Annotated in this window: 17 protein-coding genes; 2 read left to right on the top strand and 15 right to left on the bottom strand. The window is 41.9% G+C overall.

Annotated elements, in window-relative coordinates; all coding sequences use genetic code 11:
* Window positions 1–141 precede the first annotated feature (141 nt).
* The 6 genes from WC743_RS11760 to acpS form a co-directional block, all read right to left on the bottom strand.
* Window positions 142–1,296, bottom strand: coding sequence for a beta-ketoacyl synthase (locus WC743_RS11760; protein WP_373012183.1), 1,155 nt, complete (start codon window positions 1,294–1,296; stop codon window positions 142–144).
* 12 nt (window positions 1,297–1,308) lie between these two features.
* Window positions 1,309–1,728 (bottom strand): 3-hydroxyacyl-ACP dehydratase, encoded by a 420-nt coding sequence (locus tag WC743_RS11755; protein ID WP_373012182.1) that lies wholly within the window; start codon window positions 1,726–1,728, stop codon window positions 1,309–1,311.
* 3 nt (window positions 1,729–1,731) lie between these two features.
* Window positions 1,732–2,460, bottom strand: a complete 729-nt coding sequence (fabG, locus tag WC743_RS11750) for a 3-oxoacyl-ACP reductase FabG (RefSeq protein WP_373012181.1) — start codon at window positions 2,458–2,460, stop codon at window positions 1,732–1,734.
* On the bottom strand, window positions 2,457–4,007 hold the full coding sequence (hutH, locus tag WC743_RS11745) for a histidine ammonia-lyase (protein WP_373012180.1): 1,551 nt from the start codon (window positions 4,005–4,007) through the stop codon (window positions 2,457–2,459). Before hutH ends, fabG begins: the two co-directional genes overlap by 4 nt.
* Window positions 4,008–4,103: 96 nt before the next feature.
* A complete protein-coding gene (locus tag WC743_RS11740) occupies window positions 4,104–5,387 on the bottom strand; it encodes a phenylacetate--CoA ligase family protein (RefSeq protein ID WP_373012179.1) in 1,284 nt (427 codons plus the stop codon).
* The gene (acpS, locus tag WC743_RS11735) at window positions 5,387–5,761 is read right to left on the bottom strand and encodes a holo-ACP synthase (protein WP_373012178.1); all 375 of its coding nucleotides are present in this window, start codon (window positions 5,759–5,761) and stop codon (window positions 5,387–5,389) included. The genes WC743_RS11740 and acpS overlap by 1 nt, the downstream gene beginning before the upstream one ends.
* Window positions 5,762–5,903: 142 nt before the next feature.
* On the opposite strand from acpS, the gene WC743_RS11730 reads away from it, so the two are divergent.
* Window positions 5,904–6,827 (top strand): alpha/beta hydrolase, encoded by a 924-nt coding sequence (locus WC743_RS11730; protein ID WP_373012177.1) that lies wholly within the window; start codon window positions 5,904–5,906, stop codon window positions 6,825–6,827.
* Window positions 6,828–6,836: 9 nt separating this feature from the next.
* On the opposite strand, the gene WC743_RS11725 is transcribed toward WC743_RS11730, so the two are convergent.
* Window positions 6,837–7,736 carry a DUF5694 domain-containing protein gene (locus WC743_RS11725; protein WP_373012176.1) on the bottom strand — a complete coding sequence of 300 codons (900 nt, stop codon included), beginning with the start codon at window positions 7,734–7,736 and terminating at the stop codon, window positions 6,837–6,839.
* Window positions 7,737–7,971: 235 nt separating this feature from the next.
* Here WC743_RS11725 and WC743_RS11720 point away from each other — a divergent pair, with 235 nt between their 5' ends.
* Window positions 7,972–8,232, top strand: a complete 261-nt coding sequence (locus tag WC743_RS11720; protein ID WP_373012175.1) for a hypothetical protein — start codon at window positions 7,972–7,974, stop codon at window positions 8,230–8,232.
* Window positions 8,233–8,317: 85 nt separating this feature from the next.
* Here WC743_RS11720 and WC743_RS11715 read toward each other — a convergent pair whose 3' ends face one another.
* The 8 genes from WC743_RS11715 to WC743_RS11680 form a co-directional block, all read right to left on the bottom strand.
* Window positions 8,318–9,373 (bottom strand): porin, encoded by a 1,056-nt coding sequence (locus WC743_RS11715; protein WP_373012174.1) that lies wholly within the window; start codon window positions 9,371–9,373, stop codon window positions 8,318–8,320.
* Between the two features lie 192 nt (window positions 9,374–9,565).
* Window positions 9,566–10,132, bottom strand: a complete 567-nt coding sequence (locus WC743_RS11710) for a K(+)-transporting ATPase subunit C (RefSeq protein WP_373012173.1) — start codon at window positions 10,130–10,132, stop codon at window positions 9,566–9,568.
* A 12-nt stretch (window positions 10,133–10,144) separates the two neighbouring features.
* Window positions 10,145–12,238 (bottom strand): potassium-transporting ATPase subunit KdpB, encoded by a 2,094-nt coding sequence (kdpB, locus tag WC743_RS11705; RefSeq protein WP_373012172.1) that lies wholly within the window; start codon window positions 12,236–12,238, stop codon window positions 10,145–10,147.
* Between the two features lie 8 nt (window positions 12,239–12,246).
* Window positions 12,247–13,965 carry a potassium-transporting ATPase subunit KdpA gene (kdpA, locus tag WC743_RS11700; protein ID WP_373012171.1) on the bottom strand — a complete coding sequence of 573 codons (1,719 nt, stop codon included), beginning with the start codon at window positions 13,963–13,965 and terminating at the stop codon, window positions 12,247–12,249.
* A gap of 9 nt (window positions 13,966–13,974) precedes the next feature.
* A complete protein-coding gene (locus WC743_RS11695; RefSeq protein ID WP_078346467.1) occupies window positions 13,975–14,052 on the bottom strand; it encodes a potassium-transporting ATPase subunit F in 78 nt (25 codons plus the stop codon).
* 304 nt (window positions 14,053–14,356) lie between these two features.
* Window positions 14,357–15,493 (bottom strand): sensor protein KdpD, encoded by a 1,137-nt coding sequence (locus tag WC743_RS11690; RefSeq protein ID WP_373012170.1) that lies wholly within the window; start codon window positions 15,491–15,493, stop codon window positions 14,357–14,359.
* 238 nt (window positions 15,494–15,731) lie between these two features.
* Window positions 15,732–16,622, bottom strand: coding sequence for an SMP-30/gluconolactonase/LRE family protein (locus tag WC743_RS11685; RefSeq protein ID WP_373012169.1), 891 nt, complete (start codon window positions 16,620–16,622; stop codon window positions 15,732–15,734).
* 4 nt (window positions 16,623–16,626) lie between these two features.
* Entirely contained in the window at window positions 16,627–17,400 is a 774-nt protein-coding gene (locus WC743_RS11680) for an SDR family NAD(P)-dependent oxidoreductase (RefSeq protein ID WP_373012168.1), read from the bottom strand.
* Window positions 17,401–17,408 lie beyond the last annotated feature (8 nt).

The following is a 17,408-nucleotide window of genomic DNA, read 5'->3' as shown; positions in this document are numbered from 1 at the left end:
ATACCGATAACAAAAAGTCCGGCAAATTAGCACCGGGGTTTTCAAACACCATTTGCTCATTCTTGCAAACTACGCCATTGCTGATCGTACAACTCCCCGTTATGTATTTATCTGTGTTCACCTTATCCTCAAAAATATTTATTATCTGCCAAATATCACAGCGGCATTACACCCGCCAAAGCCCGAAGCTGTTTTAATGAAATTGTCTGCATTGACCTCAGTATTCGATGAGCAAACATTTACTGCGTTTGTTACGCCGTTTGCCTGGTAACCGTACGTAGGTAATACAACCCCTTGTTTTAAAGATTGTATGGAGATAATGGATTCTATTAACCCGGCAGCGCCCAATGTGTGCCCATAATTGCCTTTCAGGCTGTTTAACGGAACATTTTGCAGCCCGGCAATTGTTATAGCATTAGCTTCCATTTCGTCATTAAAAACAGTTGCTGTACCATGTGCCGAAATAAAACCAATATCCGCAGCTTGCTTACCGGCATCTTTTAAAGCATTGTTTATGGCAAAAGCCAATTCTTCGCCGGTACGTGACGGCCCCGAAATATGGTTGGCATCATTACTTACCGAACCTCCTAAAACTTTAATGTTTTGATCGTATTCTTTTCTGGTTGATAAAATAACCGTCCCTGCACCTTCGCCCAGGTTCAAACCATCGCGCGATTGATCAAACGGTTTACATACTTCCTTACTCAATGCCTGGAACGACTGAAAACCTGAAACTATAAATTTGGAAATAACATCGGCACCCACAATCACCGCGTTTTCATATTGCCCTGTCCTTAATAAACGCATCCCGGTAATAATAGCCAACACGCCCGAAATACAGGCATTAGAAATTATTACCGGCTGGTTTTTAAAACCAAAATGTGCTGCAATTAATTTAGCTGAGGTCGATAAGGATATTCTATCGTTTAATTCAGGCGTTTTGTCTTCTGTTTCCAGCAAACCTATATTGCCTTTTGTGGATGAAAGGATAAGCACTGTTTCCTCGTTGCCGATAGTGATCCCACCATCCTGCAATGCGCCGTCAACAGATGCTATTAACAGGCGCTCAAAGCGGGTATATTTTTTATTAGGGTCCTGATAAAAATCTTCATCCTTATCAAATAACGAAGCAAAAATAGGTTGATTAGCGATAGCCGCATTGCTGTGTTGCTTTACTGCGGTTTCACCCGCTTTTAAGGCCGAAAAGTTATCTGCAGAGGTTTTACCCAAAGGAGATATAATGTTATCGGCAACAACATAAACATCAGGAATCGCTTTTTCGCTTGCACCACTCATACTATCCTTTTGTTATTTGCCTTCAAAAACTTTCATTTCGCAACTGGCTATTAATGTATCATTAAGCCAAACCTTGCCGGTAAGTACAGTAACGTTAAACACCTTGTCTTCTATATTTATTTCAGTCAACAGTTCATCGTCAATTTTCGGCAGCCCGTAAACTTCAAAATTTTTTACGCTGCCTATATATCCGTTTTCAACAGGCTTATTTTCTGTGTGAGCTAAATATCCTGCTCTTAATGCCGCGGTTTGTGCTATGTTCTCCATTAAACCCGCCTCCTGAAAAAAGCCATTCTTAACCATTATGTTGTCGGATTTAATAACAAAGCTGCTTCTTGTTATTGTTTCGTCAACAAGCAACAATTTACCTACCATCACAAAGGGGTGCTTTTGGGGGATAAGTGAAGTTATATCGTTAACCGGCAATTGCATACATCAGGAATATAAGCCACCGTTTACTGATAACACCTGCCCGGTGATGTATGATGCCTCCGGCGATGCAAGGAAAGCCGCGGCATGTGCAACTTCTTCGGGTTTACCGAAGCGTTTTACGGGTATTAAAGACTTCAGTTCTTTTTCATCGAGATCTTCAGTCATATCGGTTTTAATAAATCCGGGGGCTAAGGCGTTAACCGTTATTCCCTGCCTGCCAATTTCCTGTGCTAATGCTTTTGTAGCGCCAATTACACCTGCTTTAGCTGCAGAATAATTAGTTTGCCCGGCCAAGCCTTTTAAACCTGATAATGATACCACATTAACAATACGCCCACATTTGCGGGTAAGCATTCCGGTTAGTACTAAACGCGTAACATGAAAAAAGCTGTCCAGGTTAGTTTTTAGCACATTATCCCACTGGTCTTCTTCCATCCAGGCCATCAGGCTATCGTCACGAATACCTGCATTGTTTACCAGTACTTCAATATACTTTTCTTCATTATTGGTTATCCATTCACCCAATACCTGCTTTATCTGGTTTTTATCGGCCACATCAAACTGCAGCAGTTCGCCATTGCTACCGGCTTCTTTAACAAGTTCAAGGGTTTTCTCGGCTTCTGCTGTATTGCTTTTATAATTTATTAAAATATAATAGCCTAAAGCAGCCATTTTAATGCAAATAGCTCTGCCTATCCCTCTCGATCCGCCGGTAATTAATGCACATTTCATTTAGTAAAAGCGCTGATATGTTCGGTGTTTTCTAAAAACTCTTTGATCTTAGCCAGATCTTTATATTTAGGTTGGTCTTCTATGAATTTTGGGAAGATCTGCCTAACCTCGTCGTACAATGATTTTGATACTGCTGATAACCTATCCTGGCAACCTAAATAATCAATTGCCTGTAGTATGGTCATAAGGTGTATGCCCAGTACTTCAAAAGAGTTATCTATAACCCTTTTTGTCATTAACGCAGCGTTGCAGCCCATGCTTACAATATCCTGGTTATCATTATTGTTAGGAATGCTGTGCACATACATTGGGAACGACAATGTTTGATTTTCGGCCACGGTTGAGGTGGCTGTAAACTGCATACCCTGCATACCAAAATTAAACCCGAGCACACCTAAATTTACAAATGGCGGCAGCTTTTGGTTAAGCCTGCTGTTCAGCAGGTAGTTTAACTGCCTTTCGGCAAGCATGGATAGCTTGGTGATAGCAATCTTTAGCTTATCCATTTCAAGCGAAACATAATCGCCGTGGAAATTACCCCCATGAAAAATGTTTTGATTTATATGATCGATAACCGGGTTATCGTTAACGGAATTCAATTCGTTTACAACAACATTCTCGGCTTGCTCAATGGTATCATAAATAGGGCCTAATACTTGGGTTACGCAACGCAGGGAATAATACTCCTGTACTTTATCTTCAAAAATTTCCTGATCAAGATTATCGGGATTGTACAAATGCTCGGACCTGTCGCGGATCATGTTACTGTCCTTTAAAATATCGCGCATTACAGCAGCAATTTTATTTTGCCCTTTATGATGCTTTACAATATTTAATTCAAGCGAGTAATGATCATCAAATGCCTCAACAATTTCATTGATCATAGCCGAGAATAGAACCGACCAGTTCAACAGTTTTTGAGCCTGTATAATATTGATCATACCAATGCCCGTCATAGCCGATGTGCCGTTTAAAATGGCAAGGCCCTCGCGGATATGGATAGACAGTGGTTTTATATTGAATTTGTTAAATATTTCAATAGTAGGGTAAATGTTATCTTCAAATATCACTTCACCCTCGCCGATGAGTATCAAGCCAAGGTGGGCTAATTGCACCAGATCGCCGCTGGCGCCTACGCCACCATGCTCATATATACACGGACAAATATCTAAATTGATCAATTCTTTCAGCAGCTCAACAACCTCATTATGTACACCGGAGTATGCTTGCATAAAGCTATTCAGGCGGGCAATCATCAATGCTTTTGATAATTGTGCCGGCATTAGTTTACCACTGCCGGATGAATGGCTGCGGATTAAGTTATATTGAAGCTGTAATATATTCTCTTCGGTTACCTTGTATTGCGCCATTGGCCCAAAACCGGTATTGATACCGTAAATTAATTTATTGGACGAGAACTGTTTAAGAAATTCAAAGTTGGTGTTAACCTTTTGTAAGGCAGCTTCATCTAAAGCCACCTTCTTTTGTTTAAATATTAGTTCCGAGAAATCGTGTAGGGAAAGTGTATTTTGTCCAACAAGTATCATGGGCAGATCAGAAGTTCTATCAAAGGTGAATATTAATCAGCTAAAGTATAAAATATATACAAAAACAGACTAATGTAAACAGTAATATCCGCCGGTTTAAGCTCTTTTATCTATAAATTTAATTGGCTTACGGCTTGCCTCGCTGAATTGTATTTTTTGGATCTCCTCAACCGTAACATATTTAATGTGCGGACTTACCCTAAGCCTTGCTTGCAGATAGGCCCTTATCCGGTGGTCGCACTCTTCATTATCTTCTGCCGGTACCAAATAAAGCAATACCTGGTCAAGCCCAATTTCATTTGAGTATACCTCAATCACAAAATCAAGAATTTCTTCGCGCTCATTTAGCAGATCAAATAATGCAGGCGGATAAAGTGTGGTGCCTTTAAATTTAATCATTTGTTTTTTACGGCCTATGATAGATGATAAGCGCAAACTTGTTCGGCCACATTCGCAGGGCTCGTCAAAAAACATACAGATATCGCCGGTTTTATAGCGGAGAAGCGGCATCCCCTCAACACCCAATGTGGTAATGGTAACCTCGCCGGGGGTGTATGGCGCAACGGGCTGGTTGTTTTCATCAAGCAGTTCAACTATCAGTAATTCCGGTTGATAATGCCCGCCTTTACCTTGCGCGCACTCTGTAAACGCGGTTTGCATTTCGGTACTGGCATAGGTGGAGAACAGTTGAATATCCCACGCCTCTGTGATCTTTTTACCTAAAATATTCAAGCTAAAATCTGTATTGCGGATATTCTCGCCTATACAAATAGCTTTTTTAACAGATGTTTGGTTGATATCTATACCGGTTTCTTTTGCAAATTGTATCAGCTTTAATATAAAAGACGGAACAGCAACAATTGCGGTGGGCTTTAGCCGCTTTATAGTTTCCCATTGCAAGGCAGGTACCCCGGGGCCTAAACGTACCATACCGGCCCCCAGCTTACGTATACCCGAGTAATAGGCAATACCAGCCATAAACTGCCTGTCGAGGGTGAGCATCAACTGGTAAATATCATGTTTGGTACCTTCGGCACATAAAAAGGAATTATACTCATTGTAGGCAAGTCGGTTCAGGTCATTTTCAGTCAGTGCAATAGTTACCGGGCTGCCTAATGTACCCGAGGTTGACATGTATTCAATAACATCTACAGCAGGTATACATAAAAAATCATCATTTTGCCGCTGCAGGTCGTCTTTAGTAGTAACAGGTATCAGGGAAAGATCAGCAACGGACTTTATCTCGTTAATATTTACCTGGTGTTTGCTGAAAAGTTCTTTATAAAAAGGAGAATGTTTGGAAAGGTAAACCAGCAGTTCTTTTAATTTTTTCTCCTGTATCACCTCTATATCGCCTGCTTTATCTCTAATAAACTCCATTATTTTTCAATTATTACTACTGCCGACGCTACTGATTTTAGATGTGTTAAAGAAACTAAAATATTGCCGAAATGCATAGCACCGATGATGTTCGCCGTCTCGCCGGAAAATGATAATCCGGGCTTGCCGTTTTCAGTATGTGTTACTTCAACCTCATTAAAAGATGTCCCTTCCAGCCACCCGGTCCCCAGTGCCTTAAAAAAAGCTTCTTTGGCAGCAAACCGGGCAGCGTAATATTCAAATTTGTTTTTCTTTTGCTCACAATAAGCAATTTCGTTATTTGAAAATATCAACTCCCTGAAACCGCCGTCCTTACCAATTTTTTCCGCGATCCGCTCAACCTCTATCATATCAATACCAAGCCCTATAACCATAATGTAAGCTTATTGTTTAGCTTTAACCCACTCCCAAATTTAACAAAAAAGCCATGCGGGGCATTATAAATGTATTACTTGTTTGAGGGTGAGCTATATTCAAAACATCCTAATGGCTCAATTGTAACGTATATCAGTTATTATGGTTAAACAGCAATTATTCTTAGTCGCGTTTTTGAGTATTACATTTACCGCTATGGCACAATCGGTTAAACCTGTAAAGTTTAAAGATCTTGTGTTTGACAACATCACCAAGACAAAAGATCTGAGCTATAGCGACAATTCGGCAAATAAAGAAAAATCACATTTGTTTGATCTATATCAACCGGCGGGCGACAGTTCTACAGGCAGGCCCATGATCATTTGGATGCACGGCGGCGGTTTTAAATTCGGTTCAAAAAACGCAACAGGCATTGAACTATGGAGCGAAACTTTTGCTAAACGCGGATATGTATGCGCAGCTATTAACTATAGTTTAAGCAAGAATAACCCCATTTTCCATTTTGATGAACTATTAAAAAGCACCTATTACGCCGTACAGGATGCACGGGCAGCGGTAACTTATTTTCAAAAGAATTACAAGTTGTATAATATTGATCCTGATAAGATCATTCTGGCGGGTAACTCTGCAGGTGGCATGATTGCTTTACAGGCAGCTTATAGCAGTAATGCCGAACTCTCAAAACTGGCTGGTTTGCCTGATACCGTAACCGGAGCCAAATCAACCCAGATCCTTAAAGTAGCGGGCGTTATAAATTATTGGGGAGGTATATTCGATTTAAACTGGTTAAAGAACAGCCATGTACCCATAGTTACTATACATGGCGGCAGTGATGGTATAGTACCACTAACCCATAAAGATGCACCATTGTACGGGAGCCTGTCAATTCATGAAAGGGCTGATGAGCTGAAGATCCCTAACGGCTTCAAGATATTTGACGGTTACTCACACGAATTGCAGAAGCACTTTAACCCCATATTTGGAGTAAGCGGTAAAACAAAAGAACGCTGGTTACAGGCAGGCCAATACACGGCTAACTTTTTGTACGCCACTGTACTTAAGTAATGTTTAAAGTTATTTAAGATAGGTCATGATATCTTTAAGCTCAAACTCGGGACTCGCTGCAAATAGCTGTTTGAGCATGTACATATGCGTAGCACCGTATATGACCAATATCCGGTCGTTTTTACTGGTAACTATGCGTTGCACATTTGAATAAATGCGAACATTCCGGTTAAAATAACGGGTAATAAAACCATCGGCTCCTATAGGTTCGGCATTGGTACCCCGCTTGGTAGTAACAAGCCAGCGGCCTATTGATTTAGCCTGCTTTGGGGGCGAATTTAAATATTCCAGATATTTATTCAGGGGAAGAAAGAAGGCCAGTGAATCCTGATGGCTTTTTTCTGCATCGTATGCTTTATCCCAATATGTAAATGACGAATCGGCCTGGTCTTTGTATTTTTCAAAAGTAAGTATAGAATCTGCTTTACTTAGTTTAAAGCGGAAAGCCTGCGCATTTACCGCATATAGTTTTTCAAGTTGCAGCATCTTTGCCAGGCGAAAACCCAGTTGAATGGTTTCATCTGCAGGTTTAAAATATTTACCGGTAAGCGGTTTACCAGCACAATATTCATGATATAAAGAATCATAATATTGCTGCAGGTTGGGCGAAACTTCAATGGCAATTTTGGTAGGTTTAAATGCCGCCAGTTTTTTAGTCAGGTTTTTTATTTGCTGTTGCCTCCCGGCAGATAACATATCTAAGCTCAAGTTAGCAGGTGTAGTGTTTGCATCAACCTGTTCACCTGCAAAATGAAATATGCCTAATAGTAGTACCTGTGGCTTAGGTTTATCTTGTTCAAAAATTTCTTGTTGCCGCTTGTCCGCCCTCCCAATTGACATTTTTTGAGCTAAGGCCACATCTGAAATAAATACAATAAGCAAAAAAAGGGAAAGGTTCTTTATAAGCATATAGGCGTTAATTAAACAAAACACAGTTAGCAGGCTTAAACCGAAAAGCCCAATATGCCCTATAAGACACTCCACGAATTAAGATGTGACACTTTAGTAAGTGAATTTCAACTTTATAGAAGAGGTTTACAGTTAATACCCTCCCTATTTGGTTAATAAGAGAGAACATACTTAAACATTATCTAACTTTTTGAGTTATAGTAACACATAACTAAATAATAACTAACTTACCAATATGAAAGCGATACGAATTTACGTGATTGCGGCATGTATAATAGCCAGCACCACATTTGCGGATGCAACACTGGTAATTGCCGAACCTGTTGCAGCACCTTTTCAAAGCCTGCCAAAACCGCCGCCACCGCCACCCGATCCTTTACATTTATTTAGTAAAAAACGCACCACACACCGGCGTGTAACCAAGCGTAAACGCAGTACTTTGCGCATAAAACTACCGCCGCATCCGCCTGCTCCACCGCGCCCAAAACTTCCTTAATATAATATAACAAAGGCCTGCAATATTGATTTGCAGGCCTTTGTTTATGCTCCCTTCCTGTGAAGCCTTACTTAAATTAATGTTTCTAAAATGCGTACACCGCGGCGATCAAAAATTGAGATGCCTGTTTAGTGGCACCGCCATTATTTTTGATGAACTGGCTGGTTGAACCATTATCCAACCTTGCTTCAGGTATTAGCGTCAATGGACCAGCCTTTACGTTTGCTGTTAAAGTAAATGCTGTAATAGATTCGCCCGCAGGTGGGCCGGCAGTGGTGAAACCGCCATTTTTTGTTTTGAAATACTCGCCTCTTAAACCTAACACTACATCTTTTGAAACGGCTAGTTGCGGATATAACGCCATGCCTTCGAACCCGCCTTTTATTGCGTCAGGAGCTGAGAATGTTGCACCGTTTAAGCCTAGTTTAAAGGCATCGGTAATTTGATAAGCAGTTGTCAGGTCTACAATAGTGCCGGATGTTTTGCCGCTTAACAAGTTTATATAAGCTGTCCAGCCTTTTATTGGGTTTACAAATAGTTGCGCGCCGAATGTGGATACGTCCCTTGCAGACTGATAATTGTTCCAGGTGTCATTAAAAATACCCGCCATCAGGCTTACCTTACCCGTAAATGCATAGGTGGCTTTTAAACCCGCATTTTGGAACGGCCCATTTGTGAACAGGTACGAGGTTGAATAGTTAAAATTACCAACCGGAGATATAACTTCATAACCCACAAAGGTGGCCATGTAACCGGCAGTCAGGTTTAACTTATCTGTGACATCATACCCCATGTACAAGATTTGAATATGGAACGACTGACCGTTGGTGCCATTATTAGGAATTGACTGCCCTTCGCCACGCGGACCAAAAGAGAGTTCGCCCACAAATGAGGCTTTGCTTACCTTCTTTTTCATAGCCAGATCTATCATGCCTATAGAAAATGAGTTTTGATCTGTAGCAAAACTGGTAGGTATGTTTGAGCCGCCTGCAGCATTCCTGAATTTTGAAAAATCGTATTTGTAATAAGCATCTACCGACCCGGATATAATTAAAGGGTTTTCGGTGGATTTGGTAGTATCCTGCGCTTTGGCAGATATTGCAGCTAAAAATATTGCTGATGATATAAGGAGTTTTTTCATTTTTTGGGTTGATTATATACTGATAAGGTCATCCCGAATTTATTTCGGGATCTCATGCAATGCTTTCTACCTTGCTTGAGGGATGCTGAAACAAGTTCAGCATGACACTTTTTTTGTTAACCACAGAAAACACAAAGCCTTTGAGTTTTAATTCTCTGTGGTTTTCTCTCTGTGTTCTCTGTGGTTTATCTATTATTTTTTTAATGCGTCTAAGGCTACATTCAATTTTAATACGTTCACTTTTGCCGGTCCAAACATGCTTAAAAGCGGTGCTTCGGTATGTGCTGTAACTAAGTCGGTAACTTGCTGTACAGGTAGTTTGCGGTTATCGGCAATACGTTTGATCTGCATTTTGGCCGCAGACGGTGAAATATCCGGATCGAGGCCACTGCCTGATGCGGTTACCATTTCGGCAGGGATATCGGCACGTTTCAGATAGGGATGGTATTTAAGAAGGGTATCAATACGGCTGCTTACATCTTTCAGGTAATCCGGATTGCTTGGACCTTTGTTTGAGCCTGCAGACCCAGCCGCATTGTAGCCAACAGCCGATGGCCTGCCCCAAAAGTATTTTGGCTGGGTAAAGCTTTGGCCTATGTTGGCATAACCAACCACCTTGCCATTTACCACAATGGTTTCGCCATTGCCATGGCCTTTTGATAGTTTACCAGCAAGGGATATGGCTACCGGGTATATTACGCACAGTATTACGGTTAATACCAATGTAATACGTATGGATTTTATGATGTTAGATTTCATGATTATTATTAATTAGAAGAATAGGGAAATAAGAAGGTCAATTAATTTGATGCCTATAAATGGCGCGATAACACCGCCCAAACCATATATGAGCAGGTTGCGCCTTAGCAACGCGCTTGCACCAATTGGCTTGTATTCCACACCTTTTAGTGCCAGTGGTATCAGCATCGGAATAATGATCGCGTTAAATATCACTGCTGATAGAATAGCGCTTTCCGGGCTATGCAAACGCATTATATTAATACTCTGCAAGGCCGGAATAGAGGCTATAAACAGTGCCGGTACTATGGCAAAGTATTTAGCCACGTCGTTCGCTATAGAGAAGGTTGTAAGTGTACCCCGGGTAATCAATAATTGTTTACCTATCTCCACTATCTCAATCAGCTTGGTTGGGTCGTTATCCAAATCAACCATGTTACCGGCTTCTTTGGCAGCCTGGGTGCCGCTGTTCATGGCTACACCAACATCTGCCTGGGCAAGGGCCGGGGCATCGTTTGTTCCATCGCCCATCATGGCTACCAGGCGACCGTTTTGCTGCTCATGTTTAATGTAGTTCATTTTATCCTCGGGCTTAGCCTCGGCAATAAAATCATCAACACCAGCCTTTTCGGCAATAAACTTTGCGGTAAGGGGGTTATCTCCGGTTACCATTACGGTTTTGATACCCATTTTGCGCAGGCGCTCAAACCGTTCGGCAATGCCGGGTTTAATAATGTCCTGCAATTCAATCGTACCTAAAACCACTTCATTTTGTGAAACTACAAGCGGCGTCCCCCCGTTTGATGCAATGATCTTTACACGCTCTTCTACATCGGCAGAGAACTTATTGCCCGCGTTTACTGATAGGTTACGTATAGCATCAAAAGCACCCTTACGGATCCGTAAACCATCGGTAGTATTAATACCACTTGAGCGGGTTTCGGCCGTAAACTTGATGAACTCAGGTGCCTCACCCAAACCCTCTCCAAAGGAGAGGGCTTTATTTTTTTCAATCAGCTTGTGAAGTTCCCTGTCAACCCCCTCTCCTCTGGAGAGGGTCGGGGTGAGGCTAAGTTCAATAATTGATTTGCCTTCGGGTGTTTCATCGGAGAGTGAAGACAATACCGCGGCTTTTATCAAATCTTCGGGCAATACGCCGGGTGCCGGCCAAAACTGAGTGGCCTTACGGTTACCAATGGTAATGGTACCGGTTTTATCTAAAAGCAATACATCAATATCGCCTGCGGTTTCAACTGCTTTACCAGATTTGGTTATTACGTTGGCACGTAATGCCCTGTCCATCCCAGCAATACCAATGGCCGATAAAAGGCCACCGATAGTTGTGGGAATTAAACAAACGAAAAGTGATATTAACGCGGCTATGGTTATAGGTGTATTAGCGTAATCTGCAAAAGGTTTCAGTGTAACACAAACAATAATAAAGATCAGCGTAAAACTGGCCAGCAGGATAGTCAGTGCTATTTCGTTAGGTGTTTTCTGGCGTGATGCACCTTCCACCAATGCTATCATCTTATCCAGAAAGCTTTCGCCCGGCTCGGTAGTTACTTTAACTTTTATTTTGTCTGATAATACTTTTGTACCACCTGTAACGGATGATTTATCGCCGCCTGCTTCCCGGATAACCGGGGCCGATTCGCCTGTTATGGCAGATTCGTCAATGGTGGCCAAACCTTCAATGATCTCACCATCGGTAGGGATAGTATCGCCCGCCTCACAAACAAATACATCACCTTTTCTTAGCTCATTAGATGATTTGCTGACGATGGTTCCATCGCTTTGCAGAACGTTGGCGGGTGTTTCTTCACGGGTTTTACGCAAGCTATCGGCCTGTGCTTTACCACGTGCTTCGGCAATGGCCTCGGCAAAATTGGCAAACAACAGGGTTAGCAGCAGTACAATAAATATGATAAAGTTATATGCGAATGAACCCTGGCCGCTATGCAAAAAGCTGTAAACGCTCATGTAAAGCATAATGGCGGTACCTACTTCCACGGTAAACATTACCGGGTTACGCATCATTACTTTGGGGTTTAGTTTTGTGAACGACTCCTTCAGCGCGGTTTGCACCAAAGCAGGTTCGAATAATTTATTTGATTTTTTTGTCATGATATAGATTACTTAGGCATTGAAAAGAACTCTGCAATAGGGCCCAAAGCCAAAGCAGGGAAATAGGATAATGCATTCAAAACAAGTATTACAGCGAACGTCATCAGCCCAAAGGTTACGGTATCGGTCTTGAGCGTTCCGGCTGATTCAGGGATGTATTTCTTTTGAGCCAGCAAACCTGCAATAGCCACCGGGCCAATAATTGGCAGGAACCTGCCCAGTATCATTACAATACCTGTGCTTACATTCCAAAAGATATTATTATCGCCCAACCCTTCAAAGCCGGAGCCGTTGTTGGCGTTAGAGGAGGTCATTTCATACAGCATTTCTGAAAAGCCATGAAAACCGGGATTATTCAGCCATGCAGATGGTTTAACAGCCCAGTCGGCATTACCATGATTGGTAAATACATAGGCGGCTATTGCTGTACCCGCCATAATCAGAAACGGGCTTAACAGGGTAATTAAAGCGGCTATTTTTACTTCGCGGGCCTCTACCTTGTGACCTAAAAACTCCGGGGTCCGGCCAACCATTAAACCTGATATAAATACGGCGATGATGAGGTAGATAAAGTAATTTAATACACCTACACCGCAGCCACCGAAGAAACCGTTGATCATCATGCCCAACAGCTGCCATAAGCCGGTAAGGGCCATGGTACTGTCGTGCATGCCGTTAACCGAGCCGGTTGATACGATGGTGGTGAAGGTACTCCAAAAGGCTGTCGCGGTTGGCCCAATGCGTGCTTCTTTACCTTCCATAGCCCCGGTTGGCTGGGCTATGCCCATTTTAGCAATGGCAGAGTTACCGCCCGTTTCGCTGCCAATGCTTGGGATGAGTAATAGCAAAGCGCCAATCATCATTACCCCAAAAATTACCCAGCCCAGTTTTTTTCTGCGGATAAAATATCCGAAGCATAATACCATAGCTATTGGGATGATCATTTGAGAAACGATCTCAGTAATGTTAGTAAGGTAGTTGGGGTTTTCCAGCGGGTGTGCCGAGTTGGCACCAAACCAGCCGCCACCGTTTGTACCCAGGTGCTTAATAGCGATCATCTGTGCAGCGGGGCCGCGTGATACGTTTACGGTATCGCCTTGCAGGGAAATGAACTGATCTTTACCGGCGTAGCTGCTTGGTGTACCGTTAAAGGTTAATATTAAGGCAACTACTATAGATAAAGGCAACAATAAACGTGTTATAGCCTTCAAAAAGTAGTTCCAGAAGTTACCAATATCGTTTGTGGTTTTATCGCGGAAGGCTTTGAATAAACCTACAGCGCAGGCGATACCGGTTGCTGCACTCACAAAATGCAAAAACATGAATATGAAATGCTGTATCAAGTAGCTGGCACCGCTTTCGCCGCTGTAATGCTGCAGGTTACAGTTCACCACAAAGCTGATGATGGTGTTGAAAGCCAGATCGGCCGTCATGCCGGGGTTACCGTCGGGGTTTAGGGGCAGCTTATCCTGGTTCATCAGCACAAAAAAGCCGTAAACCAGCCAAAGCAGGTTAATGCACATCATGGCTTTTAAAAATTGTTTCCAATTCATCGGCTCGTTAGGATTGATGCCGGACAGCTTATAAATGCCGTTTTCCAAAGGCTTCATAAAATCTGTCCAAACCTTTTCGCCGGCAAACATCTTTGCCAGGTACTTGCCCAGCGGTATGCCAATTACGAGCATTAAGGCAAACGAGGCAATGATTCCAAATAGTTCTGTGTTCATTGTGTTAGATTAAAAATTTTCGGGTTTAAGCAGTACGTATACCATGTATAGGAAAACTGCAATGGAAATAATAAATAGTGCGATCATGATGATTAGATTTTTTCGAACCAGTCGATTGATTTAAAAATGAACCACCAGCTAATAAGCATGGCCAAAAAAAGAAGTAGTGTGATCATTGTGTTTGTATTTTGACCAGGAATAGCCAAAGGGCTGCCAACAAAACAGCTTTCTTTTTAACACACTGATAATGAGAGAAATCCTTTTAATCATAAATAATTACAAAAGCCCGCTAAACAAAAAACCCTACCAAAATGGAAGGGTCTTTTTATCAGTATGGAAAGGATAATGCTATATTATATTTTTAATAGCTGAAGCCTGGTGGGGCTTTAATTTATGATAATATCACCAAGTCGGTTTCTGTTGCTGCAATTTTGTTGAGCAGCTCTTTAAATATGGCCGTTTTGAGTATCACCTGCCATAAATTTAAATGAGGCTTACCAATACAAATGGTAGTTACCTCTTTTTCTTCGGCCACCTTCATAATGGTTTGGGTAATGGCGTCGCTTTTAAGCCTTACCACTTCGGCACCAAGTTCTGTTGCCAATTTTAAATTATTAATGAGGTGGCGTTGTTTATCAAGTTTGATACGATCAAGGCTTTCGCTGCTGCTTTGCACATATAACACAATCCATGGCGACCGGTAATAAGAGGCGAGCCGGGCAGTTTTACGGATCACTATCCGCGCTGTTTCGGCATTGGAGGATATGCAGGCCAGAAATTTTTCGGGCCTGAGTTTAATCTGTTTCGGTACCTCTATATCAATCTTACGCTCTACATGATGGGCCACTTCTTTTAGTGCCAGCTCCCGCAGCTGCAGGATTTTATCACTTTGGAAAAAGTTTTGCAGGGCGCGTTCTATCTTAGCCTTCTCGTAAATTTTTCCCTCCCTTAACCGGTCTACAAGTTCATCGGCAGTAAGGTCAATGTTTACCACTTCATCTGCAAGGTCAAGGATCTTATCGGGGATGCGCTCTGTAATGGCAATGCCGGTTATTTGTTCTACATCTTCATTAAGGCTTTCCAGGTGCTGTATGTTAACCGCGGTAATTACACTTATGCCGGCTTCCAAAATGTCCAGCACATCCTGCCAGCGTTTACTGTTTTTACTGCCCTCTATGTTGGTGTGGGCCAACTCATCAACTATAACCACTTCCGGATGTCGGTTTAATATGGCTTGCAGATCCATTTCCTCCAGTTCTTTGCCTTTGTAAAATGTTTTACGCCGGGCAATAACAGGTAGGCCATCAACCAGGGCGTGAGTTTCTGAACGGTTATGGGTTTCTATATAGCCAACCTGGATGCCGATACCATTACGTTGCAATGCATGTGCTTCTTGCAGCATACGGTATGTTTTACCCACCCCGGCGCTCATGCCAATATAGATCTTCAGCTTGCCCCGCCTGGATTTTTTAACCAGCTCTATGAAGTTTTTTACGGAATTATCTTTATGCTGTTCTTCCTCTGCCATAATTTACTCGCCGGCATGTTTATGCCATTAATAACTTAAAGGTAATTGATTAATAAACTATTCTAATGCTATACGAGGCATTGCCCCTGATTTGCTTAATCGGGATATGCCAAAAGAGTGCCACAACCACACCACCCAATGCAATTACCTGATAATCAAAAGAATATATATTATCTTATAAAGGAAAATTCTTTACGCCCTTTCATTTTGGTAGGGTTAAATTTTCATAATTTTAGAATCAGGCCGCAGGGTGACCAAAATATTTGCATTTAAACACGGGCAACCCTTTGTATCCGGAATTTTTCCAGACGAAAAGATTTCCGGCTAATGACTGTTGCGCCAATTCTTCTTCAGTGAGCCCCTTTTTAGCGGTTGTTATATAAAGGTCTTGAAAATTGTCACCTCCAAAAGTACATGAAGTTACATTAGCTACCGGTAATGGAATTGAAAACAACTTCTCACTTGTTAATGGATCCCATCGGGTAAGCTGCCAACCTCCCCAGTGGGCTATCCAGAGCATGCCCTCTGCGTCAATAGTCATCCCATCAGGGTAACCGTCCTTCTCATCAATTGTTATTACTGTTCTTGGATTTGTGATGATTCCGCTGCTTTTTTCATAATCGTAAGCCACTACTTTTAAAGTTGGCGTATCAATGTAATAAAACGTTTGATGGTCAAGGCTCCAGGCCATTCCGTTTGATATAGTAGTATGCTCTATCTTTTTTGCGACCTGATTGTTCATATCTAAAACATACAGGCTACCGGCATCAGGTAATTCATCAATAGACATGCTTCCAACCCAAAACCGTCCTTCCGGATCACACTTACCATCATTAAAACGATTACCCGGTAAATGAGATTCGGGATTTGAAAAGAGATTCAATTCACCTGTTTCCCGTTTTACAATTGCCAGGCCTTCTTTTATGGCAGCCAAAAAATCGCCATTTGTGCAGATTGCAATGGCGCCTACCATACTGTTAACGTTTATTGTTTTAAAGAAACCAGTTGCCGGGTTAAGCTCATGAATATCTCCATTAATAATATCAACCCAGCAAATAGTGTTAGTTTTCTCATCCCATACAGGGCCTTCACCTAATAAACATGAATGTTTATTAGCAACTTCTACCATTGTTCTATGTGTTTAATTTTATAAAACCACCATCTATAGGGTAATCGCAACCTGTTATGAAAGCAGCCTCGTCAGAGCATAGATAGAGCATTAAAGCCGCTATTTCATCTGGTTGGCCCATACGACCGATGGGCTGGGTTTTGGATAGCTTATCAAACATTTCCTTTTCCTGGCCGGGGTACGTTTTGGCTAAAAAACCATCTACAAAAGGGGTATGTACCCTTGCCGGCGAAATACAGTTACACCTGATGTTATCTGCTAAATAATCTTTTGCAACGGATAAGGTCATGCCTACTACAGCGCCCTTTGAAGTTGAGTAGGCAAACCTATCTGCTAAACCAACAGACGATGCAATAGATGCCAGGTTGCATATTACCCCGCCACCTTGTTTCATTACGGGTAAAACCGCATGCAGGCAATTGTAAACGCCTTTAACGTTTACCGAAAGCACCCTGTCAAAATCCTCTTCGCTGGTGGTATCGGCCTTACCTATATGCGCAATACCGGCATTATTTATCAGAATATTAATTTGACCGAATTGCGCTTTTATAGCATCTACTACCTCATTTACATTATCCTGCTTTGCTACATTACATTTAAAGAACCAGGCTTCGTGCCCGGCAGCTTTTATTTCATCTGTAACTGCATTACCACCGGTTTCGTCAAAATCAACAATACATACTTTAGCACCTTGTTTTGCGAAAAGCATAGAAACAGCCCTTCCAATTCCGCTTCCGCCACCCGTTACTAATGCCACTTTATTTTTTAAACTAAACATATATTCAA

The sequence above is a fragment of the Mucilaginibacter sp. genome, from assembly GCF_041660805.1.
GTDB lineage: Bacteria > Bacteroidota > Bacteroidia > Sphingobacteriales > Sphingobacteriaceae > Mucilaginibacter.
This window is presented reverse-complemented; position numbering and strand designations above follow the sequence as displayed.

Excerpts from the sequence above, each read along its gene's own strand:
- WC743_RS11710 (WP_373012173.1), bottom strand. The coding sequence starts at position 10,132 with ATGAAATCTAACATCATAAAATCCATACGTATTACATTGGTATTAACC.
- WC743_RS11760 (WP_373012183.1), bottom strand. The coding sequence starts at position 1,296 with ATGAGTGGTGCAAGCGAAAAAGCGATTCCTGATGTTTATGTTGTTGCC.
- WC743_RS11730 (WP_373012177.1), top strand. The coding sequence starts at position 5,904 with ATGGTTAAACAGCAATTATTCTTAGTCGCGTTTTTGAGTATTACATTT.
- acpS (WP_373012178.1), bottom strand. The coding sequence starts at position 5,761 with ATGGTTATAGGGCTTGGTATTGATATGATAGAGGTTGAGCGGATCGCG.
- kdpA (WP_373012171.1), bottom strand. The coding sequence starts at position 13,965 with ATGAACACAGAACTATTTGGAATCATTGCCTCGTTTGCCTTAATGCTC.
- WC743_RS11740 (WP_373012179.1), bottom strand. The coding sequence starts at position 5,387 with ATGGAGTTTATTAGAGATAAAGCAGGCGATATAGAGGTGATACAGGAG.
- WC743_RS11720 (WP_373012175.1), top strand. The coding sequence starts at position 7,972 with ATGAAAGCGATACGAATTTACGTGATTGCGGCATGTATAATAGCCAGC.
- kdpB (WP_373012172.1), bottom strand. The coding sequence starts at position 12,238 with ATGACAAAAAAATCAAATAAATTATTCGAACCTGCTTTGGTGCAAACC.
- fabG (WP_373012181.1), bottom strand. The coding sequence starts at position 2,460 with ATGAAATGTGCATTAATTACCGGCGGATCGAGAGGGATAGGCAGAGCT.
- WC743_RS11715 (WP_373012174.1), bottom strand. The coding sequence starts at position 9,373 with ATGAAAAAACTCCTTATATCATCAGCAATATTTTTAGCTGCAATATCT.
- WC743_RS11755 (WP_373012182.1), bottom strand. The coding sequence starts at position 1,728 with ATGCAATTGCCGGTTAACGATATAACTTCACTTATCCCCCAAAAGCAC.
- WC743_RS11685 (WP_373012169.1), bottom strand. The coding sequence starts at position 16,622 with ATGGTAGAAGTTGCTAATAAACATTCATGTTTATTAGGTGAAGGCCCT.
- WC743_RS11680 (WP_373012168.1), bottom strand. The coding sequence starts at position 17,400 with ATGTTTAGTTTAAAAAATAAAGTGGCATTAGTAACGGGTGGCGGAAGC.
- hutH (WP_373012180.1), bottom strand. The coding sequence starts at position 4,007 with ATGATACTTGTTGGACAAAATACACTTTCCCTACACGATTTCTCGGAA.
- WC743_RS11695 (WP_078346467.1), bottom strand. The coding sequence starts at position 14,052 with ATGATCGCACTATTTATTATTTCCATTGCAGTTTTCCTATACATGGTA.
- WC743_RS11725 (WP_373012176.1), bottom strand. The coding sequence starts at position 7,736 with ATGCTTATAAAGAACCTTTCCCTTTTTTTGCTTATTGTATTTATTTCA.
- WC743_RS11690 (WP_373012170.1), bottom strand. The coding sequence starts at position 15,493 with ATGGCAGAGGAAGAACAGCATAAAGATAATTCCGTAAAAAACTTCATA.